Raw genomic sequence first — 22,553 nt, 5'->3', positions numbered from 1 at the left:
TCTGAATTGATAGCAGCTTGGCTACAGCAAATGACAGTGCACACAAGGCACCGTGCCAGTTGCTGTAGCTACAAGGCCGGGGTTCACCACCCCGGCTTTTTGTCTGAGACGCGACCGAGTATCCCTCATGGAAAAGTTCAGCAATAACCAGCAAATGCAGCGGCAACTGCTGCTCGACAATCTGTTCAGAATAGCCACGCGTTGCTTTGCCTTTCTGGTACTGGCCTTGCTGGTTGGCATTCTGATTTCGTTGATCATTGGTGCCATGCCGAGCCTGAGCAAATTTGGCTGGGGCTTTCTGACTGATAGCGACTGGGATCCGGTAGCGCAGAAATTCGGTGCCCTGGTTCCGGTATTCGGCACCCTGGCCACCTCGGTGATTGCCTTGCTGATCGGTGTACCGGTCAGCTTTGGCATTGCCGTCTTCCTGACCGAGCTTTGCCCCAACGTGCTCAAGCGACCGCTTGGGATTGCCGTGGAGCTGCTGGCAGGTATCCCATCCATCATTTACGGCATGTGGGGCCTGTTTGTATTTGCCCCGCTGTTTGCTGATCACGTGCAGCCGCTGCTGATCGACAATCTGGGAGACATTCCGTTGATCGGCCTGCTGTTTCAGGGTGCTCCGATGGGCATTGGCGTATTTACCGCCGGCCTGATTCTGGCAGTGATGGTAATTCCCTTTATCGCTTCGGTGATGCGCGATGTGTTTGAAGTGGTACCCACCATGCTCAAGGAGTCGGCTTACGGCCTGGGCTCCACCACATGGGAAGTGGTGCGCTATGTAGTACTGCCCTACACCAAGACCGGCGTAGTGGGCGGCATCATGCTGGGCCTTGGCCGCGCACTGGGCGAAACCATGGCGGTGACCTTCGTGATCGGCAACTCCTCGCGCTTTGCCGTCGGCCTGTTCGAACCGGGCCAGTCGATTTCATCGGCCTTGGCCAATGAATTTGCCGAAGCAACAGGTGAGTTCCACATGGCCTCGCTGATCGAACTGGGGCTGATCCTGTTTTTCATCACCTTCGTCGTACTGGCCTGCGCCAAGCTCCTGTTGCTGCGTCTGCAGAAACAGGAAGGCAAGGCATCCTGACAAGGCGCTATCATCATGGCTAACAGCACATTGAGCGAATCCCTGAACGTTCAGGATCGCAGCGGAAGCAGCAGCACCATGAATACTTCTATCTATCGTCGCCGCCGTCTGGTGAATGCCTTCAACATGGGGGCCTCCACCCTGACCATGGCCTTTGGCCTGTTCTGGCTGTTCTGGATTCTGATTACCCTGCTGCAACATGGCCTGTCTGGCATCAATTTGCAGGTATTCACCCAGAGTACGCCGCCACCGGGCAGCCAGGGCGGTCTGGCCAATGCCATTTACGGTAGCCTGGCCATGACCATTTCCGGCACGCTGATCGGCACGCCGATCGGCATTCTGGCAGGCATCTATCTGGCAGAATTCGGTCAGCGCGGCTGGCTGGCACCAGCCACACGTTTCATCAACGACATTCTGCTGTCGGCACCGTCCATCGTGATCGGCCTGTTTGTCTATGAAGTCTATGTTGTCAGCGTCGGGCACTTCTCCGGCTGGGCCGGCTCTCTTGCCCTCGCCCTGCTGGTGATTCCGGTGGTGGTACGCACCACCGAAAACATGCTGCGACTGGTACCCAACACCCTGCGCGAAGCTGCCGCCGCCCTTGGCGCACCGCAGTGGAAAATCACCCTGTACGTTACCTTGCGTTCGGCCAAGGCCGGGGTGTTGACCGGCATCCTGCTGGCAGTGGCCCGCATTTCGGGAGAAACCGCCCCCTTGCTGTTTACCGCATTGAACAACCAGTTCTTCAACAGCAATATGAACCAGCCGATGGCCAACCTGCCCATCGTGATTTTCCAGTTTGCCATGAGCCCGTACGAAGACTGGCACACCCTGGCCTGGACCGGTGCTTTGCTGATTACCCTGAGCGTGTTGACGCTTAATATCCTTGCCCGCTGGATGGGCAGCCAGAAAACCCAATCGCATTAAGGCATGACGACAATGGCTGATAACAACGTCAAGCTTCAGGTCAAGAATCTGAACTTCTTCTACGGTAATTTCCACGCATTGAAAAACATCAATCTGGAAATCGCCCCGCGCATGGTGACTGCCTTCATTGGCCCGTCCGGTTGTGGCAAATCCACCCTGCTGCGCACTTTCAACCGCATGTACGAGCTCTATCCCGGCCTGCGCTCGGAAGGTGAAATCCTGCTGGATGGCAATAACATCCTTGCGCGCGACGTAGACATCAATCTGCTACGCGCCAAGGTTGGCATGGTGTTCCAGAAGCCGACGCCGTTCCCGATGTCCATCTACGACAACATCACCTTCGGCGTGAAGCTGTACGAAAAGCTGTCCAAGACTGAAATGGATGATCGCGTGGAGTGGGCACTGCGCAAGGCCGCACTATGGGATGAGGTAAAAGACAAGCTGAAGCAGTCCGGCAACTCGCTGTCCGGTGGTCAGCAACAGCGCCTGTGCATAGCCCGTGCCGTAGCTTCGCGTCCGGAAGTACTGCTGCTGGACGAACCGACGTCGGCGCTGGACCCGATTTCCACGGCCCACATCGAAGAACTCATTCATGAACTGAAAGAGGACTACACCATCGCCATCGTCACCCATAACATGCAGCAGGCGGCACGGGTTTCCGACTTCACCGCCTACATGTATCTGGGTGAACTGGTGGAATTTGGCGAAACCGACAATATCTTCACTGCGCCAAAACAAAAGGCTACCGAGGATTACATCACCGGCAAATTCGGCTGATTCCGCGGTCCCCGACCAACACCCCGCCGGCTGTCATGCCCGCGGGGTGTTGTTTTTCATGGTGGTCGATTTCAGCTTGAAATCGCTGTACAGCCCCTGGGCAAAGCCTGAAAAAACCGGGTGAAAACCCGGCCTGTCAAGAATGGTCCCTTTCCCGCGACGGGAAAACGACAAGCCGGTTTTTTTTTGTCTCATTTACTTGACGCCTGCAGGTCTGGACACAACAATCCCGGCTTTCCTTTACACGATTTTCATGATCATGCTGGACCTCTTCGCAGGGCTGGACACTCATGTGGCCATCACCCTGGTTCTGTCGCTGGGCTTTGTCCTGGCCTTCGAGTTCATCAACGGTTTTCACGATACGGCCAACGCAGTTGCCACCGTCATTTACACCCAGTCGATGAAGCCCCGGCTGGCGGTTTTTGCCTCTGGCGTATTCAACTTTCTGGGCGTGCTGACTGGCGGTCTCGCCGTCGCCTATGCCATCGTCCATTTGCTGCCGGTTGACCTGCTGGTTTCCGTCAATACCGCGCGCGGCATGGCCATGGTGTTTGCCCTGCTGACCGCCGCGATTGCCTGGAATCTGGGCACTTGGTATTTCGGTTTGCCGGCGTCCAGCTCGCACACGCTGATCGGCGCCATCCTGGGTGTCGGCCTGGCCAATTGCCTGATCAACGGCACACCGTTAGCGCAAGGCGTCAACTGGGCCAAAGCTGTCGATGTCGGTCTGTCCCTGCTGTGTTCACCACTGGTTGGTGCCCTGCTCTCCGGTCTTTTGGTGATGGTACTGCGCCGTTCACGCCCGCAAAGCAATATGCACAAGACGCCTTTCCAGCGGCAGCAGGTGGAAGGCCGCAAGCATCCGCCATTCTGGATGCGCTTCATGCTGATCGTCAGTTCCATGGGGGTAAGCTTCTCCCACGGCTCCAATGACGGCCAGAAGGGTGTCGGCCTGATCATGCTGGTACTGATCGGCATCGTGCCGGCCAAATATGTACTCAACCTGGACAGCACGCCTTACCAGATCGAGCGTACCCGTGATGCCGCCCTGCACTTGCAACAGTTCTACAACCGCCACCAGACCGCACTGGACACCATGTTCAAGCCGGTAGCTGCTGACAGCAATATACATGACTGTCGCCCGCGGGATACCCTGCGCACCGCTGACAACCTGATCACCGCGCTGGGTGATGGCAGCACCTATCGCAATCTGCCGGACAACAAGCGTTGGGATGTTCGTACTGATCTGCTCTGTCTGGATGACGCGGCCAAGAAGGCAGGCTCCCTACCCAATCTGAGTGCTGACGACAAGCAGTTGCTGAGCAATCTGCGCAAGGATCTGACTGTTACCACAGAATACGCCCCGACTTGGGTCATCATTGCCGTGGCGCTGGCGCTGGGCGGTGGCACCATGATTGGCTGGCGTCGCGTGGTAAAAACCGTTGGCGAAGGTATTGGCAAGAAAGACATGACCTATGCGCAGGGCATGTCGGCACAACTGACTGCAGCCGTATCCATTGGCCTTGCCAGTCAGTTCGGCCTGCCGGTTTCCACCACCCATGTGTTGTCCAGCGGCGTAGCCGGCACCATGGTGGCTGACAAGGCCGGTCTGCAATGGTCTACCGTGCGCTCCATCCTGCTGGCCTGGCTGTTTACCATGCCAGTGGCCATGCTGCTGGCTGGCAGCCTGTATTACCTGGCCAGCAACTGGCTGAAGTAAAGCTACTCATTGTTGCTTGCAGACGAAAGCCGCCCTCGGGCGGCTTTTTCTATGATGGGCATCATGGCCGGTGTAGTTTGATCAGGATCAAACAGCAGCAACAACACCATTGATTCGTTATTTTATTATTTGCTAATATTACTGCGCTTAATCATGGTTTCTCCTTTGTTGTTTGCAGCAATCCCTTGACGCCTCAATCCTCACGGACTGAGGCGCTTTTTTTGCTTAATGCCACCACACACGTCAAGCAAGAGCCGTCATCAGACCCTGCGGGAATGACTACAGCTGACAGACAGGGCCACAGCACACTGGCTCAGGCCTTGAGAAACTGCTCTCGCCCGGACAGCCAGCGCTCCAGATGCGCATCCACCGCCTCTGGCCAGCGCTGCAGGATTTCCGGTGCCAGTTCACGTGCCGCTTCCAGCAATTCGATGTCTTCTTCCAGATTGGCAAAGCGCAGCATGGGCACCCCGCTTTGCCGGGCACCGAGAAATTCGCCAGGACCGCGAATCAGCAAATCCTGCCGCGCAATCTCGAAACCATCCACATTTTCGTAAATCACTTTCAAGCGCGCCTTGGCCAAGTCGGACAAGGGGTTTTCGAACAACAGCATGCAGACACTGCGTGCGCTACCCCGCCCAACCCGGCCACGCAACTGGTGCAATTGCGACAGGCCCATGCGCTCGGCATGCTCAATCACCATCAGGCTGGCATTTGGCACATCCACCCCCACCTCAATCACGGTGGTCGCCACCAATACGTGCAGCTCCCCGCTGCAGAAAGCAGCCATCACGGCAGCCTTCTCATCTGGTTTCATGCGGCCATGCACCAGCCCCACACGCCATTGGGCTAGTTGTGCAGCCAATACCCGGTGGGTATCAACCGCAGTCTGCAATTGCAAGGTTTCCGACTCTTCAATCAGCGGACATACCCAGTACACTTGCTGGCCTTCGCTGCAAGTCTTGTGTACGTAATCGATGACCTCTTCCCGTCGGCTGCTGTTGATCAGCTTGGTCACCACCGGGGTACGCCCAGGCGGCAATTCGTCAATCACCGAGACATCCAGATCGGCATAGAAGCTCATCGCCAGGGTGCGTGGAATCGGCGTGGCCGACATCATGAGCTGGTGGGGTTCCTGCCCCTTTTGCTTGAGTGCCAGACGCTGCCCCACCCCAAAGCGGTGCTGCTCGTCCACAATCACCAGCCCCAGACGGGAAAAAATGACACCATCCTGAAACAGTGCGTGGGTTCCCACAGCAAGCTGGGCAGTACCACTGGCCATCTGTTCCAGCGCTTGCTCCTTCTGTTTTTTGCGCAGGCTGCCAGATAGCCAACTGACAGTCAGCCCCAGCGGCGCAAGCCAGCCGGACAGCTTGCGATAATGTTGCTCAGCCAGGATTTCGGTAGGTGCCATCAAGGCAACCTGGAAACCAGCCTCAATGGCGGTCAAGGCGGCCAGCGCAGCCACCACGGTCTTGCCGCTGCCGACATCCCCCTGCAACAGCCGGTGCATGGGGTGTGCCTGCGCCAGGTCAGTATTGATTTCGTCCAGCACGTTTTGCTGTGCCTGGGTCAGTTCAAACGGTAGCTGCGCGAACAGGGCCTGCCTGAGCTTGCCATTACCCCGGATTGCTGCAGCCTGCCCCTGGCGGCGTGCACGGTAGGCCAAGCGCATGGAGAGTTGCTGTGCCAGCAGCTCATCAAATTTGAGCCGCTGCCATGCAGGCAAGCCGGGCTCGGACAACTGGCTGGCAGAATATTCGGGCGGCGGAAAATGCAACAGGTGCACCGCATCGGCAAAGCTCTGCAGCCTGAGGGGTCCGATCACCGACTCCGGCAGGGTTTCAGGCAGTGGCAGGAGCTTTAGCTCACTGCGGATCAACTTGCGCAGTATCGGCTGGGTGACACCGTTGACCGTGGGATAGACCGGTGTCAGGCTTTCAGCCAGTGGGCTGCCTTCCACCACTTCGCGGGTTTTGGGGTGCACCATTTCATCGCCATGAAAACCACGACGGATTTCACCCATCGCACGGATGAGTGCGCCATCGGTAAACTGCTTGAGCTGGCTGGGATAAAAATGGATGAAACGCAATACCAGCACACCGCTGGCATCCTCGATACGCACCAGCAACTGCTTGCGTGGACGGAACTGTACGTCGTGACTGATGACCCGTCCTTCCACCAGCACAGGTTGGCCATATGGCGCGGCGGCGATGGGGTAAAGATGGGTTTCGTCTTCGTAGCGCAGCGGCAGATGCAGCACCAGGTCGAAACGGCGGCGCAGGCCAAGCTTGTCCAGCTTCTTGGCCAGTGCGGGAGCCACATTCAGCGGCTGGTTGGCGAGGTCGTTGGCGTGAGTCATCGACAGAGATTGTAACCAAAAAACAGGGCGGCGCACCGCCTTGGCACGCCGCCCTGCCCTGTCCTTGCCGCTGAATGCTTACTGGCGTTCCCACACCTGGGTGCGACCCAGCAGCGAAACCCCCAGGAAGCCGCGCACTTCCAGCCTCTTGCCACCATCCACCACTTTCATCTTGGCGCTGTATACCTTGCCATTGTGCGGGTCCAGAATCTTGCCATTGGCCCAGGTATCGCCGTCTTTCTTCAGGCCCCACAGAATGGTCATGCCATTCACCGGTTTGCCTTTGCGTTCACCATCGCATGCTTCGCACACGACATCCGGGTTCTGGTACAGCTTGACGATTTTGCCGGACAGCTCGCCATTGGCTCCTTCGGCAATCTGTACCACGGCCTTGGCTTGCTTGGTATCGTCGTCGATAGTCTTCCAGCTGCCGATCGGGCTATCAGCCAGTGCGGCATGCGAAAAAGCGGTGAAGCCCAGGGCCACGACAGCGGCTTTCCACAATGTGCTCATGATGTTTTCCTCGTGTTGTCTGTCTTTTTTGAAACGCTAGTTTGGAGCTGCGGCTCTAGGATGCCAAGGGGCTGGCTAACCGTCAAGCATGGCTCCGGCTCACAAGACAAATTCACCACGCGCCACAGGAATGACGCGACCGCCGACATAAATACGACGCTGCCCATCCACAGTCAAGTGCAACACATTGGGCCGTTGCAACACCGCTCCCTGCTCCACTCTCCACTGCAGCGGATAACGCAGGTGCAGGCTGCACCAGCCACCCAGATTGGCGCAGGCAGACCCTGTGCCAGGGTCTTCCAGCACCGCGCCATCCTGCTCGAAAAACAGCCGCACCGTGGCCAGCTTGTCCGCTTCATGCCACAGATAGGCAACACTGCGCCCCGGCCGCAGGCAGGCATCGCGGGCAAACAAGGCCGGTACTGGACGCGCAGCCAGCACTGCTGCACGGCTACTGGCCTGGATCAGCAGCTGCTCACTGCCGGTATCCAGCCAGCTGGGCGGTGCGGCTATGGCGGCGGCAGGCAAACCCAGCATGGCTGCTGCCGCGTCGATGGCAAGCCCAGCATCGCGCTCGCGTGCCGGATTGGCTTGCAAGGTAAACAGGCCATCCTGATGCGCGATGGGAATTACCCCTGCTTTAGTTTCCAGTGTGAAGGCATCGCCAAGTCCCTGTTGGCGATACAGCACTGCGGCAGCCCCCAGGGTTGGGTGGCCGGCAAATGGCAGCTCATGTGCAGGCGTAAAAATGCGCAAACGTGCGTTGGCCTGCGTCGAGGGCAAGACAAAAACCGTTTCCGACAGGTTCAACTGCCGGGCCAGTGCTTGCATGGATACATCCGGCAAGCTGCGTGCATCGGTAAATACGGCCAGCGGATTACCACCAAAGGTAGTCTCGGCAAACACATTGACGATTTCAAAAGCATGGCTTGGCATGGTCATCTCGCATCATGGAATACAGGCAGCATCCTGCAAGGCCTGTTGCTGGCTGGCAAGCCGCTCCTGTAAACGCAGTGTTTGCCGGGCAGAACGACTGCGCTGTAACTGCCCTTGTAGCTTGTGCTGGCGACTACGCAGCTGATTACAGATTTTCAGCGCCTGCTGCAGCTGGCGCTGTGTTTTATGCTGCTCCCGCTGCAACTGCCGCTCCTGCCAAGTTGGCTGCTTTTGCTGCAGTTTGACAGTATCCAGTTGGTAAGGCTCGCGGCTGATCTGGCTGAAATAGCCTCTCTTCAGGGTATGAGCCACATGATCTGCCGGACAGGGATGGTCCTGATAGCTGTGCTGCCCGGAGGGGCTGATGCATTTGAATACGGCAGCCTGCAGCACCGTCGACAACGACAGCCCGCACAGCAGGGAAATAAGGCGGCAATACATGGTCAGCACTCCAGCAGAGGGATTCGGCCCCCAGATGAAAGCCGATTCCCCCGGTACTGGCTGCTGCGCCATCAGTCAGGATGATGCACACAATAAAAAACAGGCGATCAAAATCGCCTGTTTCTGCGGTAATCGGGCGAAAAATCAGCCCAGGAACAGCACCGCTTCGGCTTCAACCTGCACACCCTTGGGCAGGCTGGCCACGCCAACAGCGGCGCGTGCCGGGTAAGGCTGGCTGAAATACTGGCCCATGATTTCGTTGAAGGTGGCGAAATTGGACAGGTCGGTCAGGTAGGCATTGAGCTTGACGATCTGGTCCAGGCTGCCACCGGCGGCTTCGCACACGGCTTTCAGGTTCTTGAATACCTGATGGGTTTCGGCGGCAAAACCACCTTCCACCACGGTCATGGTGGCCGGATCCAGCGGAATCTGGCCGGACAGGTATACGGTATTGCCAGCCTTCACGGCCTGGGAGTAAGCGCCGATAGCGGCCGGTGCATCTGCAGTGTGGATGATTTCTTTGGTCATTTACTGGTCTCCGTCCCCAAGAAACAGGGTTAACAGGTCATTGAGAAAACGTTGCCCCTGCAAAGTGGGGCGAATGGTGGTGGCATCCTGCTCCAGCAATCCTTGCTGGATGGCCTGCTGCAATTCATTCCGGATACAGGATACAGGCAAACCGGTACGCTCGGTGAACAGGCGCGTTTCAAAGCCACCGGTCAGGCGCAACAGATTCATCATGAACTCGAACGGCAGTTCATCGCGCGCCACCTTGCGGCTGCTTTGCACCGGCTGGCCGTCGGCCACTGCCTGGATGTAGGCCGCTGGTTGCTTGTGCCGCATTTCCCGCATGATGCCTTCGTGGCTGCTGATCTTGCCGTGCGCGCCGGCACCAATGCCCAGATAGTCGCCAAACTGCCAGTAATTGACGTTATGGCGACTGCGCTTGCCGGGCCGGGCAAAAGCCGAGGTTTCGTAATGTTCGAAACCGGCAGCGGCCAGTCGCGCTTCGATGGCATCCTGCATGTCGGCGGACACTTCGTCGTCCGGCAGGTTTTGCGGCGTGCGAACAGCGTACAGCGTGTTCGGTTCGATGGTGAGGTGATAAGCCGACAGATGGGCGATGCCATGCGACAAGGCCGTGTCGATATCCTGCAGCGCCTGTTCCAGCGTCTGGCCGGGCAAGGCGTACATCAGGTCCAGATTGACGTTGTCGAAGCAGGACAGCGCAATGTCGATGGCGCGGCGCGCCTCGTCACCATCGTGAATCCGCCCCAATACTTGCAGATGTTGCGGGTTGAAGCTCTGGATGCCGATGGACAGGCGGTTGATGCCGGCCTCGCGGTAACCGCGGAATTTTTCCGCCTCGAAAGTGCCGGGGTTGGCCTCCATGGTGATTTCCGCTTCCGGCGACAGCCGCAGCCGGGCGCGAATGCCCGCCAGCAGGGTGTCCATGGCCTGCGCCGAAAACAGGCTGGGTGTACCACCGCCCATGAAGATGGTGCTGACACTGCGGCCCCAGATGGCGGGCAGGCTGTATTCCAGATCGCGCAGCAGGGTTTCCACATAGGCCATTTCATCGAAACCACCACTGGCGACACCAGCTTGCGGGTTCCACTGCACGGTCTGGCCATTACTGCTTTTCAGCTCGTGCGAATTGAAATCGCAGTACGGGCATTTGCGCACGCACCAGGGGAAATGGATATACAGCGACAACGGCGGCAGTTCGCGCAGGCCGCCCTTCAGCCCGGACAGGTCAATCACGCTCATGCCAGCTCACGCAGTTTGCTCAACATGGCCTGCATGGCCTTGCCGCGATGGCTGACACGGTTCTTGTCCTCCGCCGCCAGCTGGGCGACGGTGCAGCCGAATTCCGGCAGGTAGAAGTAGGGGTCGTAGCCGAAACCGCCCTCGCCTGCTGCGGTATCCTGCACTTCGCCCAGCCACATGCCGTCGGCCACCAGCGGTTGCGGGTCGTCGGCATGGCGTACCAGTACCAGCACGCAGTAATACCAGGCGCGGCGATTTTCCTTGCCTTGCAGCTTTTCGATCAGCTTGGCGTTATTGCGCTCGTCCGACTTGGGCTCGCCGGCATAGCGTGCCGACAATACACCGGGCTTGCCGCCCAGCGCTTCCACGCAGATGCCGGAATCGTCGGCCAGTGCCGGCAGGCCGGTGACATGGCTGGCATGACGGGCCTTTTCCAGCGCATTTTCCAGAAAGGTGTAATGCGGCTCCGGGCATTCCGGCACATTGAGTTGCCCTTGCGGAATGACGGTGACACCCAGCGGTGCCAGCAAGGCGGAAAATTCACGCAGCTTGCCAGCGTTATTGCTGGCGAGAACCAGTTTGTCGAACATGTGGATTCATCCTGTTGCGTACAGAGCAGAACAGCAGGGTAAGCGGCAGCGCATGCCACGTCCACCCTGCTGTCATGTCAATCATTCGGTGTGTTCATTGCGCGCAGGCATGGCAGCCAGTGCCTGCAGCAGCAGGCCTTCATCGGCACCATCCAAGAGCTTGGCATCGGACAGCATGCGCCGCCACTGGCGCGCACCCGGCATGCCCTGGAACAGACCAAGTATATGGCGGGCAATATTACGCAGCTTGTGGCCCTCGGCCAGACGGGCGCGGATATATGGCAGCATGGCATCCACCACCTGCTGGCGGCTGACAGCAGTGCTGTCATCGCCATAAAAAGCAGCGTCCCACCCGGCCATCAGCCAGGGGTTGTGATAGGCCTCGCGCCCCACCATCACGCCATCGACATGGCGCAGGTGTTCGGCGATTTCGGCATTGGTTTTTACCCCGCCATTGATCAGGATTTCCAGTTCTGGCCTTTCCTGTTTCAAGCGGTAGACGTAGTCATATTTCAGCGGCGGGATTTCGCGGTTTTCCTTGGGGCTGAGACCCTTGAGGATGGCATTGCGCGCATGCACGATAAAGGTGGTGCAACCGGCGGCAGCCACCTGATCAACAAAATCGGCCAAGTAGTCATAATGCTCAATCTGGTCGATACCGATACGGTGTTTGACGGTGACATCGATATCCACCACATCGCGCATGGCCTTGACGCAGTCGGCCACCAGTTGCGGCTCTGCCATCAGGCAGGCACCGAAGGCACCCTTCTGTACCCGCTCGGATGGGCAGCCGACGTTGAGGTTGACCTCGTCGTAACCCCACTGTTGCGCCAGCCGCGCGCACTGCGCCAGCTCGGAAGGCTCGGAGCCACCCAGTTGCAGGGCCACCGGGTGTTCGGCTTCGTCAAAGCGCAGGTGCCGCTCCACATCGCCATACAGCAGCGCGCCGGTGGTGACCATTTCGGTATACAGCCAGGTGTGGCGGCTGATTTGCCGGGCAAAGTAGCGGTAATGGCGGTCGGTCCAGTCCAGCATGGGGGCTACGGACAGACGGCGTGAGGGCAATACGGGCTTGGTGGCATTCATCGTGGTCAGGGCAAGTGAACCCGGCCTTGCAGGCCAGGGTGCATCAGAGGGCAGCGGCTGCTGACATGCTGCAAAAACAGAGACTTAACAGGGCGCACATTATCCGGCGCGCTCTGGTGCAGGGTCAAGCCTGCGCATGGTCAAAGCCGGCGGGCAAAGAAAAACCTCCGCGGCAGACTGGCTGCCAGCGGAGGTTTGATCTGACGTGAGCAGGGCTCAGAGCATCCAGCCGATATGCGCCGGCACTTGGCCATCCACCGCCATCATCACCGACAGTGCAGTGACGGTGATGATGGAGAAGAAGAACACCTGACGCGCCCAGACGCGGTCGTCAGTGCTTTCCTTGTAACCGGACAGCGCCATCTTCAGCCACCACAGGCTGGTGGCACAGGCCACCGCCAGATAGCCATAACCGGCATAGCCGTAGAACACCAACAGCAAGGTAGCAACAGTAAAGGCCAGGATGTACAGCACGATCTGCTGCTTGGCCTCGGAGATGCCCTTCACGACCGGCAGCACCGGAATCTTCGCCGCTTCGTAATCCTTGAAGCGGAAGATGGCGATGGCGTAGGAGTGCGGCATCTGCCACAGGCAGAACATCAGCAGCAGGATGGCAGCACCGCTGTCAAAGCGGCCACTGGCGGCACAGTAACCCGCCACCGGCGGTACTGCACCGGACAGGCTGCCCACCAGGGTGCCGTAAACCGACTTGCGCTTCATGTACAGGCTGTACACGCCGACATAGATCAGGAAACCGAACAGCGCACAGCACAAGGCCAGGATGTTGGTCCAGATCGCCAGCGTGGCAAAGCCGGCCACGCCCAGCACAAAACCGTGGGCCAGTGCCGCCTTGGGACTCATGTCGCCGGTCACCAGCACCCGTTTCTGGGTGCGGGCCATACGCGCGTCGATATCGCGGTCGATGCAGTTGTTGATGGCGCAGCCGGAGGCCACCACCAGCGACAGCCCCACTACCGTGGCCAGCAACAGGGTCCAGTCCAGACGACCCTGTGTTGCCAGCAAGAAACCACCCACGGTAGAAATGAGGTTGCCGAAGATGATGCCCGGCTTGGTCACCTGCAAATAGCGCTTGAGTTTCATCACGTCCCGGCTCAGCGCAACATCAGCGCATCGGCGGTGGAGATGATCCACACCGACAGGCCAACCAGCATCACGATGATCATCGCGGTGAACAGGAAGGAGAAGCTGTTGAGCTTGCCGTCCTTGGTAAAGTTCAGATGCAGGAAGTACTTGAGGTGCACGATGATCTGCACCACGGCGAAGCCGAAGATGCCGATCATGGTGGCCTGCTTGGTGAAGCCACCGCTCATCACCATCCAGAACGGGATGGCGGTGAGGATGATGGCCAGCACGAAGCCGGTGAGGTAGCTTTTTACGCTGCCATGATCGGCGGCATGTTCATGTGCCTGGCTCATTACATGGCTCCTTTCAGGTAGACGACGGTGAACACGCAGATCCACACGATGTCGAGGAAGTGCCAGAACAGGCTGAGACAGTTCAGGCGGGTCATGGCGCGGCCGGTCAGGCCGGTCTTGGCCACTTCGATCATCATCACCGTCATCCAGATCAGGCCGGCAGTCACGTGCAGGCCGTGCAGGCCGACCAGGCCGAAGAAGGACGACAGGAAGGCGCTGACATTGGGGCCGTGGCCTTCGGCGATCAGGTGGTGAAACTCGTTCACTTCCATGCCGATAAACACCGCACCGCAGGCAAAAGTGACAGCCAGCCAGCCCAGTACGGCCGACTTATTGCCCTTGTAACCGGCAATCATGGCAAAGCCGTAGGTGATGGAGGACAGCAGCAGCGCTGCGGTTTCACCCATCACATAAGGCAGTTCGAAGATTTCCTTGCCCGAAACGCCGGTGGCGACGTTGCGGTACAGCACCGCGTATGCCGCAAATGCCGTGGCGAACAGGATGCAGTCGGTCATCAGATAGAACCAGAAGCCCAGCACGGTCTGCGAACCGCTGTCGTGGTGCTCGTGGTCGTCATGCGCGTCGTGCGCGTGCTCTACATAAGTACTCATCTTGGCTCAACCTATTAAGCGGTAGTGGTGGGACGGCTGCCACGACGCGGCTTGTCGGCATCGCGTTCGCTGTAGTTGTCCACATCAATGCCCATCTGCTCGAAGTGGGCACGCTCGATTGTTTCGACCTCATCCGGCTGCACGTAGTAGTCCAGATTGTTGTCGTAGGCACGGGCCAGCATGGCGCCGATGATGCCGACCAGGCCGACAATCGCCAGCCACCAGATATGCCAGATCAGGGCAAAACCCAGCAGGGTGGTGAAGCCGCCGATGTACACGCCGGTGGCGGTGTTGCTCGGCATGTGAATCGGTGCGTACTTCTGCGGCACCTTGTAGGCTTCGCCCTTTTCCTTCATGTCGGTGAAGGCGTCGATATCATGCACCTGCGGCACGACAGCAAAGTTGTAGAACGGCGGCGGGGAGGAAGTGGACCATTCCAGGGTATGACCATTCCACGGGTCGCCGGTCACGTCGGCCAGTTTCTTGCGGTCGCGGATGCTCACCACGATCTGCAGCAGCTGGCAGCCGATACCGCAGGCAATCAGCAGCGCGCCCACGCAGGCTAGGTACAGCCACGGGTCCCATGCCGGATTATCGGTATGGTTCAGACGACGGGTCATGCCCAGGAAGCCCAGCACGTACAGCGGAATGAAGGCGAACATGAAGCCGCTCTGCCAGAACCAGAAGGCGGCCTTGCCCAGCTTTTCATTCAGCTTGAAACCGAATGCCTTGGGGAACCAGTAGGAGAAACCAGCCAGATAGCCGAATACCGCGCCACCGATGATGGTGTTGTGGAAGTGGGCGATCAGGAACAGGCTGTTGTGCAGCACGAAGTCGGCACCCGGTACGGCCATCAGCACACCGGTCATGCCGCCGATGGAGAAGGTCACCATGAAGCCCATGGTCCACAATACCGGCGGGGTAAAGCGGATACGACCCTGATACATGGTGAACAGCCAGTTGAACAGCTTCACGCCGGTCGGCACCGAAATCACCATGGTGGCGATACCGAAGAAGGCGTTGACGTCCGCACCGGAACCCATGGTGAAGAAGTGGTGCAGCCACACCATGAAGCCCAGCACCGAAATCACGCCACTGGCGATGATCATGGAAGTGTGGCCAAACAGGCGCTTGCCGGAGAAGGTGGAGATGACTTCGGAGAAGATACCGAAAGCCGGCAGCACCAGAATGTAAACTTCAGGATGGCCCCAGGCCCAGAACAGGTTCAGGTACATCATGGCGTTGCCACCGGCTTCCGCGGTAAAGAAGTGGAAATCCAGGTAGCGGTCCAGGCTCAGCATGGCCAGGGCGCCGGTCAGGATGGGGAAGGACGCCACGATCAGCACGTTGGCCCAGGTGCAGGTCCAGGTGAAGATCGGCATTTGCATCAGCTTCATGCCCGGTGCGCGCATCTTGATGATGGTCACCAGGAAATTGATCGCCGTTAGCGTCGTCCCTATCCCGGATATCTGTAGCGCCCAGGTGTAGTAATCCACCCCCACATCAGGACTGAAGCCCAGCTCGGACAGCGGCGGATAGGCCACCCAGCCGGTACGGGCAAAGTTGCCCACACCCAGCGACAGGTTGACCAGGATCACCGCGGAAACCAGCAGCCAGAAGCTCAGCGAGTTCAGGAAGGGGAAGGCCACATCGCGCGCGCCAATCTGCAGCGGCACCACGATATTCATCAGGCCGGTCATGAAAGGCATGGCCATGAAGATGATCATGATCACACCGTGCGCGGTGAAGATCTGGTCGTAGTGTTCTGGTGGGAATACCCCCAGATGTCCGTCGGTGGCCATGGCCAGCTGGGCACGCATCATCAGTGCATCGGCAAAGCCGCGCAGCAGCATCACCATGGCGACGACGATGTACATCACGCCGATTTTCTTGTGGTCGACCGAAGTCAGCCACTCTTTCCACAAATAGCCCCATTTACCGAACTTGGTAATGAGCGCCAGCACCACCAGGCCCAGCAGGCCGGCGCCAGACAGCGCGGCCACGATGATGGGTTCCTTGTAGGGGATGGCATCCAGAGTGAGTTTGCCTAACAACATCGATTATTGCTCCTTGACGGCCGGGGTTTCGCACAGACGCTTGGTCAGTGCCGCCAGCTTCAGTTCGTCGTCGGTGGCAGCCAGCGACTGGCGACCTGCCATGTATTTGTGCAGCACGGCATCAAACAGACGCGGTTCAGGCGTATTGAAGAAGGCCACGGCATTGTTTTCGCTCGGCTTGGACAGGGCGAGGTAAGTGTCGGCATTCAGGGCCTTGCCCGATGCGCGTACCTTCTGTACCCAGGCATCAAACTGTTCCGGTGTTTCGGTGGCAATGGCATTGAACTTCATGCCGGAGAAGCCAGCACCGCTGTAGTTGGCGGAGAAGCCCTTGTAAGTACCTGCCTCGTTGGCTACCAGATGCAGCTTGGTTTCCATGCCGGCCATGGCGTAAATCTGGCCGCCCAGTTGCGGGATGAAGAAGGAGTTCATCGCCGCATCCGAGGTGATACGGAAGTTGACCGGCACATCCTTGGGGAAGGCGATCTGGTTGACCGTAGCAATATGCAGATCCGGATAGATGAACAGCCACTTCCAGTTCATGGCCACCACCTGCACGTTGATCGGCTTCTTGTCCGAATCCAGCGGACGGTACGGGTCCAGCTTGTGGGTGGTTTTCCAGGTCACCACCGCCAGACAGGCGACGATGATGATGGGAATGATCCAGACCACGGCCTCGATCTTGTTGGAGTGCGACCACTTGGGTGTGTAGATGGCGTCCTTGTTGCTGGCACGGTACTTCCAGGCAAACAGGAAAGTCATCACGATCACCGGAATGACAACCAGCAACATCAGCACGGTGGCCGTGATGATCAGGGACTTCTCATCCGCTGCAACCTGCCCTTTCGGGTCAAGAATGCCACCCTGACAACCGGTGAGCAGTGCAGTCACGACAGGAGAAAGCCCCCACAACAGGCGGGTGGGTCTAGAGTTTCTCATCATACGACTTTACGGGTTAAAGATTCCTTGCTCGCACTAGCGCGAGAGACCGTGTCCTGGCTGGTACAGCCGCGTCACGATCAGTGATGTCCAGGCGGGAAAGTCCCGCAGTCCGGGCCTGGCTCGCACACACGCAGCCCGGTCCAGGGTGAATACCGTCCGTAAATACTGTCGGTATGAGTGGTTTGGCTGCCGCAGGGCAGTACCAGGCATACCGCTGTAAGCCGTGCTGCCAGGCAGCACCAGCGTGGCGGGCCTTCTTGAAGAAAACACACCACACCACCACTTGCGAAGAAAGAGTCGAGCGGCCAAATGGCATGGGCTGACAAGCTGGCGACAATTTGTCACAGTGGCGGGCGCGCTATTAAAAATCAGTTTCATTGCGCTTAGCAAGCAAGCGGCGCGCAATTTGAGGAGTAAATACGCCTCAAAATGGTGCATATTTGATTTGCATCAAGGTCAATTAGCTCAACTTGTGGCTGACGCGACAACGATTTAAGCCATAAGCATTACTTGCGCGATGCAGCATTTGTGTCGTTACATTTTGTTACAAAAAAATGTCAGCGCACCAGCATCCTCCGGCAGTCCGCAAGCACAGCACTCCGTGCTTTGGGCATGAAAAAACCGCCGCTTGCAAGCAAGTCGGCGGCTGGTGAAATCCGGAGGCGGCAGATTCAGCGTTCGAGCGCCAGAATGGCCTCCAGATCCTGATCCACCTTGCGCATGCGCTCGTACAGCTCGCCGGTACTGCCTACCATCTGATCCAACTGTTCCTGGCTACTATTGGACGAGGCAGTCAGTTTGCCCAGCAGCTCCACCACCTGCTGCATTTCACCGGCAAAGCTGCTGACATGCTCGCTCATCAGTCGCATATCCACGCCCACCTGGGCCACACCGCTCATCACATGTTCAACCGCACCACCGGTAGCATCCAGATTGGACTGGGTGTTATTGGCCAGTTTGCGCACTTCGTCCGCCACCACGGCAAAGCCGCGGCCAGCCTCACCGGCGCGGGCGGCCTCGATTGCCGCATTCAGTGCCAGAAGATTGGTCTGTTCGGCAATCTTCTTGATCATCAGCATCACGTCGCCAATCTGCCGGGCATCCTTTTCCAGTTCGACAATACGCAGGCTGACATTGGCCGAGGTCTTGTTGCCCTGTTCCACACTGCCGGAAAAACGGGAAATCTCGTTCTGGATGGCCACCAGATGGGTCACCAGCTCGGCAGAAGCCTGGCGGAACAGTGGCAGGCTTTCCATCAACTGACTGGCAAAGCTCTTGTAGCCCTGCAGTTCGTGAATCACCTGCGACTTCATCCGGTCGATGCACTGTGCCCGTGACACTTCACGACTGTAAAAGTAGTTCTTGAAGTTGGCGTAGTGCACCGGGAAACGCTGGATGAAATCATCCTGGAAATTGTCCTGGGCGGGATAGAAGAACACGGCAGTCTGGGTCTGGTTGATATTGACACCCAACAATTCACCAAACGAGGAAAAACCTGCCACCGGGATATCACCGTAGACATTGCTGCCGGCGAGCGCTGCACTGTTGTTGAGCCGGCGCAAGATACAGTCGTTGAGCAAGCCGCCAATCGCTTGCGGCTTGCCCTGGGTAAAGCGGGAAAAGTCGCTCTGGGTGCGTTCTACCAGACCCTCTTGCTTGAGCAGATGCAGCTCTTCGCCAAACGACAGGTCACAGGCAAAGTGCAATATCCCGCGCTCGGCATCCACGCTCAACACCGAGCGTACAAACATTTCATTCTTGATCTTGATGCCGAAGCTGAATTTGGCCAGCCGCTCAGCCACCTCGGCAGATCGACAGGAAAAATGGCGCGCCAACACCTCCACCACATTGGCTACCTTGCCATCCCGGTCAAATACCGACTCGACGCTGCGCAGTTCGGAACTGGCCTTGGCGATGGTGAAGGAAGTACCGGTGTCCTGGAAATTCTGCGACTTGAACACGCCATAGCGATAAGCCGGTGCCAGCTTGATGAACACCAGCACGGCATGGCCTTCACGCACGCTCTGGCCGTCGTGCAGCCGGGTCATGGAGAAATCCAGCGGGCCACCAGCCGAACCGCCGATGAACAGGTAGGGGAAACGGTCCGACTCGTAAATGGCCTCCATCAGATAGCTTTCACTATTGGACAGGCCATCTACCAGGGTCAGTACGAAACCTTCCTGGTAATTCATGGCAAATGTCGGCTGCACCCGCGACAAATTGTCGATCAGCCGGCGCACGCGTTCCTCATGCCCCACCTTGGGCTGGCCCGCCTTGATATCTTCACAGCCCAGCGGCACGCTGGCCACATGCACCCCGGCCAGCAGCTTCTTGTCGAACAGCTGGAACACCATACTGTCCCAGCCGGCATTTGCCGGCAGATACAAGGCATCACCGGCCTTGGCAGAACACAGCTCACCGGCCGTGGTAGTCAATACCACTTTGGCTCCCGGAAAAGCCGCTGCAGCGCTGCGGGCAACCTGATCCAGATTCGCCGCAGGGTTGATAAAACCCAATACCAGCTGGATATCGTCACGGCTGGCGGCGCGCAGATCAGCCTCAAGCGAAGCTGTGCGGCTGCGAATCACCTGAACGGGCGGCAACCCGGCCCTGTCGGCCTGAGTAACCGTGGTGGTTTTATTGCGTTTGAAAAACATCCGTACTCTCCCGTTGGTGCTGACTATTATTATTTCCATGCTTACCGCATGGATCAGACTTCATGTTAGCAAGAAAAATCACACATTCCATATGCTTACTCGGAAAGGTCTGATCTACCTCAGAGTCGCATCCGGCGTAGTACACGGTTGAGTCTGTGCGCACCTCGCGCCATACTCCCCCGATACCGATTCAACCGGATGGATAGCAAGGCATGACTTACCGTATCGTATTTGTAGAAGATGACGCCGATCTGGCCGAACTGATCAGCGACTTTCTGGCCCGCCACGAAATGGATGTCGTGATCGAACCACGCGGCGATACGGCGCTCGCGACCATCGAGCGCGAAGCACCCGATATGGTGTTGCTCGACATTATGCTGCCCGGCAAGGACGGCCTGTCCATCTGCCGCGAGCTGCGGCCCAACTTTGACGGCCCCATCATCATGCTGACCTCACTGGACAGCGACATGAACCAGATCCTGGGCCTGGAGCTGGGTGCCAACGATTACATCCTCAAAACCACCCCGCCCTCGGTGCTGGTGGCACGCCTGCGTTCGCAACTGCGCAATATGCGGCCAATGCAGCAGGCAAGCGAAGCAGCACCGGTAAAGACTCAACGCAAGCTGATATTCGGCCAGCTGTCGATTGACCCGGTCAGCCGCGACGTGATTCTGGGCAAGGAAAAAGTCTCCCTGTCCACCTCCGACTTCGACCTGCTGTGGCTGCTGGCCAACCATGCCGGCGAAACCCTCAACCGCGACATCCTGCTCAAGGAGATGCGCGGCGTCAGCTATGACGGACTGGATCGCAGCATAGACGTGGCCATTTCACGCCTGCGCAAAAAACTGGGCGACAACCCAACCGAACCTTTCCGCATCAAGACAGTACGCAATCGCGGCTATCTGTTCTCGCTGTCCGGCTGGGAATAAGCAATGCGCCGTCTGTTCATCCAGTTTTACCTGTTGCTGGTTACCTGTTTCATGGTGGCGGTGGTCATGGTGGGTGCGGTCTACAAACAGGCCGTGGACGATGTGGGCGAGCGCTATCTGTCCGACCTGCTACGCACCACCCTGTCGCTGATTGAGGCAGACCTGCACGGCGTGCCGGAAGACCGCTGGACCGAAACCCTGCAAAGCTCCAACCACGACTTCACTTTCAAGGTGACGGTGGAAAAGCAAAGCAACTACCTGCTGGATGAAGAGTCGGAGGATGCGCTGAACCGGGGCGAAATCGTCATGCTGGAAGACAAATACCTCTTCTTGCAAAAAATCGAGGACAGCAATTATTTACTGGTTGCCGGCCCGCTGCGCTATCTGTTCTTCCTGCATCAGCTCAAATCGGTGGATTACGCCTTGCTGGCACTGCTGGGACTGTCGCTGGCCATTCCGGTATTCCTGTGGATGCAGCCACACTGGAAGGATCTGGTTACGCTGGAAAAGACTGCAGGCAAGCTCGCCGGCGGCGATTTTTCCGCCCGGGTACACCTGCCCAGCCGCTCCGGGGTACGCCAGGTAGCCGCTGCCTTCAATCACATGGCCGACAGCATTGCCGCCCTGCTGGCCAGCAAGAAGGCCCTGACCAATGCCGTGGCCCACGAACTGCGCACCCCGCTGGCACGGCTGCGCTACCGGCTGGCACTGCTGGAAGGCGAGGAGGACTCGCCGGCCAAGAAGGCCATCGAGAAAGACCTTGCCGCCATCGATTCGCTGGTGGAAGAACTGCTGTTCCATGCCAAGCTGGACCGGCCGGAAGCACCGCTGCAACTGACCCAGTTTGATGCGGTGAGCTGGGCGCGCGAACGCATTCACGAACAGGCGACACTCGCACCGGACATGCACTGGATAGAGCCTGCGGGAGACGAGCTGGTTTTTCTTGCCGACCAGTATCTGGTCACGCGGGCGCTGGACAATTTCCTGTCCAATGCCCGCCGCTACGCCACCAGCACCATCCAGACCACGCTCAGCGTAGAAAACCGCAACTGCACCATCATGGTGGACGACGATGGCCCCGGCATTCCCGAAGCCGACCGTGCCAGGGTATTCGACCCCTTCATCAGGCTGGATGAAAGTCGCGGGCGCAAGACCGGTGGCCACGGTCTGGGCCTGGCCATCGTCGCGGGCATTGCTCGTCTGCACCATGGCGAAGTACGTGTCGAAGCATCACCGCTGGGCGGTGCCCGTTTCATTATTCGTTGGCCAACATGAGAATGTACATTTAGTTACATTGAGATACATGGTTCGGGTAGACGCTACCCGGCCCACGCCGTTACGATGCCCCCCTGAATAGGACTATCAGTCCGCCTTCCAACTTGAATTTTCAAGATGAACTTAGGAGTTGTATAAAAATGAAAAAGCTGGCTCTGCTCGCTCTGACCGCTGCCTTCGGCCTGACCTCCACTGCTGCTTTCGCTGCTGACACTTCCGCTCCGGTAGCTATCCACAAAGCTAAAAAAGCTGAGAAGAAAGTAAAGAAAGACGCTTCCGCTCAGAAAGCTCAAGCTGCTGAAGCTTCCGCTCCGGCCAAGAAAGCCAAAAAAGTAGCCAAGAAAGACGCTTCCGCTCAGAAAGCTCAGGCTGCTGAAGCTTCCGCTCCGGCCAAGAAAGCCAAAAAAGTAGCCAAGAAAGACGCTTCCGCTCAG

Annotated in this window: 21 protein-coding genes and 1 pseudogene; 7 read left to right on the top strand and 15 right to left on the bottom strand. The window is 58.2% G+C overall.

Annotated features, from left to right (window positions below; genetic code table 11):
- Positions 1 to 127 precede the first annotated feature (127 nt).
- The 4 genes from pstC (at position 128) to QVF59_RS00090 (ending at position 4,514) form a co-directional block, all read left to right on the top strand.
- On the top strand, positions 128 to 1,090 hold the full coding sequence (gene pstC / locus QVF59_RS00105; protein WP_159879592.1) for a phosphate ABC transporter permease subunit PstC: 963 nt from the start codon (positions 128 to 130) through the stop codon (positions 1,088 to 1,090).
- 15 nt (positions 1,091 to 1,105) lie between these two features.
- Positions 1,106 to 2,017 (top strand): phosphate ABC transporter permease PstA, encoded by a 912-nt coding sequence (pstA, locus tag QVF59_RS00100; protein WP_167522564.1) that lies wholly within the window; start codon positions 1,106 to 1,108, stop codon positions 2,015 to 2,017.
- A 12-nt stretch (positions 2,018 to 2,029) separates the two neighbouring features.
- Positions 2,030 to 2,794: a phosphate ABC transporter ATP-binding protein PstB gene (gene pstB, locus QVF59_RS00095; protein ID WP_159879596.1), complete on the top strand. Its 765-nt coding sequence runs from the start codon at positions 2,030 to 2,032 to the stop codon at positions 2,792 to 2,794.
- A 259-nt stretch (positions 2,795 to 3,053) separates the two neighbouring features.
- Entirely contained in the window at positions 3,054 to 4,514 is a 1,461-nt protein-coding gene (locus QVF59_RS00090; protein ID WP_159879598.1) for an inorganic phosphate transporter, read from the top strand.
- A 313-nt stretch (positions 4,515 to 4,827) separates the two neighbouring features.
- Here the strand turns inward: QVF59_RS00090 and recG are convergent, their stop codons facing one another.
- The 15 genes and pseudogenes from recG to QVF59_RS20885 form a co-directional block, all read right to left on the bottom strand.
- The gene (gene recG / locus QVF59_RS00085; protein WP_287876607.1) at positions 4,828 to 6,876 is read right to left on the bottom strand and encodes an ATP-dependent DNA helicase RecG; all 2,049 of its coding nucleotides are present in this window, start codon (positions 6,874 to 6,876) and stop codon (positions 4,828 to 4,830) included.
- Positions 6,877 to 6,954: 78 nt separating this feature from the next.
- On the bottom strand, positions 6,955 to 7,389 hold the full coding sequence (locus tag QVF59_RS00080; RefSeq protein ID WP_159879602.1) for a DUF2147 domain-containing protein: 435 nt from the start codon (positions 7,387 to 7,389) through the stop codon (positions 6,955 to 6,957).
- A gap of 99 nt (positions 7,390 to 7,488) precedes the next feature.
- Complete coding sequence (locus QVF59_RS00075) at positions 7,489 to 8,325, bottom strand: PhzF family phenazine biosynthesis protein (protein ID WP_287876604.1); 837 nt, start codon at positions 8,323 to 8,325, stop codon at positions 7,489 to 7,491.
- Between the two features lie 12 nt (positions 8,326 to 8,337).
- Positions 8,338 to 8,766, bottom strand: a complete 429-nt coding sequence (locus QVF59_RS00070) for a hypothetical protein (RefSeq protein ID WP_287876601.1) — start codon at positions 8,764 to 8,766, stop codon at positions 8,338 to 8,340.
- A gap of 144 nt (positions 8,767 to 8,910) precedes the next feature.
- Positions 8,911 to 9,294 (bottom strand): deaminase RidA, encoded by a 384-nt coding sequence (ridA, locus tag QVF59_RS00065; RefSeq protein WP_089083823.1) that lies wholly within the window; start codon positions 9,292 to 9,294, stop codon positions 8,911 to 8,913.
- Complete coding sequence (gene hemW / locus QVF59_RS00060) at positions 9,295 to 10,536, bottom strand: radical SAM family heme chaperone HemW (RefSeq protein WP_287876593.1); 1,242 nt, start codon at positions 10,534 to 10,536, stop codon at positions 9,295 to 9,297.
- Positions 10,533 to 11,126 carry an RdgB/HAM1 family non-canonical purine NTP pyrophosphatase gene (gene rdgB / locus QVF59_RS00055; RefSeq protein WP_287876590.1) on the bottom strand — a complete coding sequence of 198 codons (594 nt, stop codon included), beginning with the start codon at positions 11,124 to 11,126 and terminating at the stop codon, positions 10,533 to 10,535. Before rdgB ends, hemW begins: the two co-directional genes overlap by 4 nt.
- Before the next feature lie 81 nt (positions 11,127 to 11,207).
- Positions 11,208 to 12,212 (bottom strand): tRNA dihydrouridine(20/20a) synthase DusA, encoded by a 1,005-nt coding sequence (dusA, locus tag QVF59_RS00050; protein ID WP_287876587.1) that lies wholly within the window; start codon positions 12,210 to 12,212, stop codon positions 11,208 to 11,210.
- Between the two features lie 216 nt (positions 12,213 to 12,428).
- Positions 12,429 to 13,313, bottom strand: a complete 885-nt coding sequence (gene cyoE / locus QVF59_RS00045; RefSeq protein WP_287876618.1) for a heme o synthase — start codon at positions 13,311 to 13,313, stop codon at positions 12,429 to 12,431.
- Positions 13,314 to 13,324: 11 nt separating this feature from the next.
- Positions 13,325 to 13,648 (bottom strand): cytochrome o ubiquinol oxidase subunit IV, encoded by a 324-nt coding sequence (gene cyoD, locus QVF59_RS00040; protein ID WP_159879612.1) that lies wholly within the window; start codon positions 13,646 to 13,648, stop codon positions 13,325 to 13,327.
- Positions 13,648 to 14,259: a cytochrome o ubiquinol oxidase subunit III gene (gene cyoC / locus QVF59_RS00035; protein ID WP_103525800.1), complete on the bottom strand. Its 612-nt coding sequence runs from the start codon at positions 14,257 to 14,259 to the stop codon at positions 13,648 to 13,650. The genes cyoD and cyoC overlap by 1 nt, the downstream gene beginning before the upstream one ends.
- A 14-nt stretch (positions 14,260 to 14,273) precedes the next feature.
- A complete protein-coding gene (cyoB, locus tag QVF59_RS00030) occupies positions 14,274 to 16,316 on the bottom strand; it encodes a cytochrome o ubiquinol oxidase subunit I (RefSeq protein WP_287876580.1) in 2,043 nt (680 codons plus the stop codon).
- Between the two features lie 3 nt (positions 16,317 to 16,319).
- Complete coding sequence (cyoA, locus tag QVF59_RS00025; protein ID WP_240902528.1) at positions 16,320 to 17,258, bottom strand: ubiquinol oxidase subunit II; 939 nt, start codon at positions 17,256 to 17,258, stop codon at positions 16,320 to 16,322.
- Between the two features lie 671 nt (positions 17,259 to 17,929).
- Positions 17,930 to 18,760 (bottom strand): methyl-accepting chemotaxis protein, encoded by an 831-nt coding sequence (locus QVF59_RS20890; protein WP_502866788.1) that lies wholly within the window; start codon positions 18,758 to 18,760, stop codon positions 17,930 to 17,932.
- Positions 18,743 to 19,915, bottom strand: a pseudogene (locus QVF59_RS20885) (FIST signal transduction protein); the annotation flags it as partial. The pseudogene QVF59_RS20885 and the gene QVF59_RS20890, both read right to left, overlap by 18 nt.
- A 212-nt stretch (positions 19,916 to 20,127) precedes the next feature.
- Between QVF59_RS20885 and rstA the strand changes: the two are divergent.
- From rstA to QVF59_RS00005, 3 genes are all read left to right on the top strand, one after another.
- Positions 20,128 to 20,844, top strand: coding sequence for a two-component system response regulator RstA (gene rstA / locus QVF59_RS00015; RefSeq protein ID WP_159879620.1), 717 nt, complete (start codon positions 20,128 to 20,130; stop codon positions 20,842 to 20,844).
- 3 nt (positions 20,845 to 20,847) lie between these two features.
- The gene (rstB, locus tag QVF59_RS00010; RefSeq protein ID WP_287876571.1) at positions 20,848 to 22,119 is read left to right on the top strand and encodes a two-component system sensor histidine kinase RstB; all 1,272 of its coding nucleotides are present in this window, start codon (positions 20,848 to 20,850) and stop codon (positions 22,117 to 22,119) included.
- 140 nt (positions 22,120 to 22,259) lie between these two features.
- Positions 22,260 to 22,553, top strand: a 294-nt coding sequence (locus tag QVF59_RS00005; protein WP_287876569.1) for a hypothetical protein, incomplete at its 3' end; no start/stop codon positions are given.

It is taken from the genome of Aquitalea sp., from assembly GCF_030150775.1.
In the GTDB taxonomy this organism is placed as follows: Bacteria; Pseudomonadota; Gammaproteobacteria; order Burkholderiales; family Chromobacteriaceae; genus Aquitalea; species Aquitalea denitrificans.
Note: the sequence above shows the minus strand (reverse complement) of the source record. Positions and strands in the feature narration are given on the sequence as shown.

Bases quoted from the DNA above. Each gene is read 5' to 3' on its own strand.
- pstC (WP_159879592.1), top strand. From the start codon at position 128: ATGGAAAAGTTCAGCAATAACCAGCAAATGCAGCGGCAACTGCTGCTC.
- pstA (WP_167522564.1), top strand. From the start codon at position 1,106: ATGGCTAACAGCACATTGAGCGAATCCCTGAACGTTCAGGATCGCAGC.
- pstB (WP_159879596.1), top strand. From the start codon at position 2,030: ATGGCTGATAACAACGTCAAGCTTCAGGTCAAGAATCTGAACTTCTTC.
- QVF59_RS00090 (WP_159879598.1), top strand. From the start codon at position 3,054: ATGCTGGACCTCTTCGCAGGGCTGGACACTCATGTGGCCATCACCCTG.
- recG (WP_287876607.1), bottom strand. From the start codon at position 6,876: ATGACTCACGCCAACGACCTCGCCAACCAGCCGCTGAATGTGGCTCCC.
- QVF59_RS00080 (WP_159879602.1), bottom strand. From the start codon at position 7,389: ATGAGCACATTGTGGAAAGCCGCTGTCGTGGCCCTGGGCTTCACCGCT.
- QVF59_RS00075 (WP_287876604.1), bottom strand. From the start codon at position 8,325: ATGCCAAGCCATGCTTTTGAAATCGTCAATGTGTTTGCCGAGACTACC.
- QVF59_RS00070 (WP_287876601.1), bottom strand. From the start codon at position 8,766: ATGTATTGCCGCCTTATTTCCCTGCTGTGCGGGCTGTCGTTGTCGACG.
- ridA (WP_089083823.1), bottom strand. From the start codon at position 9,294: ATGACCAAAGAAATCATCCACACTGCAGATGCACCGGCCGCTATCGGC.
- hemW (WP_287876593.1), bottom strand. From the start codon at position 10,536: ATGAGCGTGATTGACCTGTCCGGGCTGAAGGGCGGCCTGCGCGAACTG.
- rdgB (WP_287876590.1), bottom strand. From the start codon at position 11,126: ATGTTCGACAAACTGGTTCTCGCCAGCAATAACGCTGGCAAGCTGCGT.
- dusA (WP_287876587.1), bottom strand. From the start codon at position 12,212: ATGAATGCCACCAAGCCCGTATTGCCCTCACGCCGTCTGTCCGTAGCC.
- cyoE (WP_287876618.1), bottom strand. From the start codon at position 13,313: ATGAAACTCAAGCGCTATTTGCAGGTGACCAAGCCGGGCATCATCTTC.
- cyoD (WP_159879612.1), bottom strand. From the start codon at position 13,648: ATGAGCCAGGCACATGAACATGCCGCCGATCATGGCAGCGTAAAAAGC.
- cyoC (WP_103525800.1), bottom strand. From the start codon at position 14,259: ATGAGTACTTATGTAGAGCACGCGCACGACGCGCATGACGACCACGAG.
- cyoB (WP_287876580.1), bottom strand. From the start codon at position 16,316: ATGTTGTTAGGCAAACTCACTCTGGATGCCATCCCCTACAAGGAACCC.
- cyoA (WP_240902528.1), bottom strand. From the start codon at position 17,258: ATGATGAGAAACTCTAGACCCACCCGCCTGTTGTGGGGGCTTTCTCCT.
- rstA (WP_159879620.1), top strand. From the start codon at position 20,128: ATGACTTACCGTATCGTATTTGTAGAAGATGACGCCGATCTGGCCGAA.
- rstB (WP_287876571.1), top strand. From the start codon at position 20,848: ATGCGCCGTCTGTTCATCCAGTTTTACCTGTTGCTGGTTACCTGTTTC.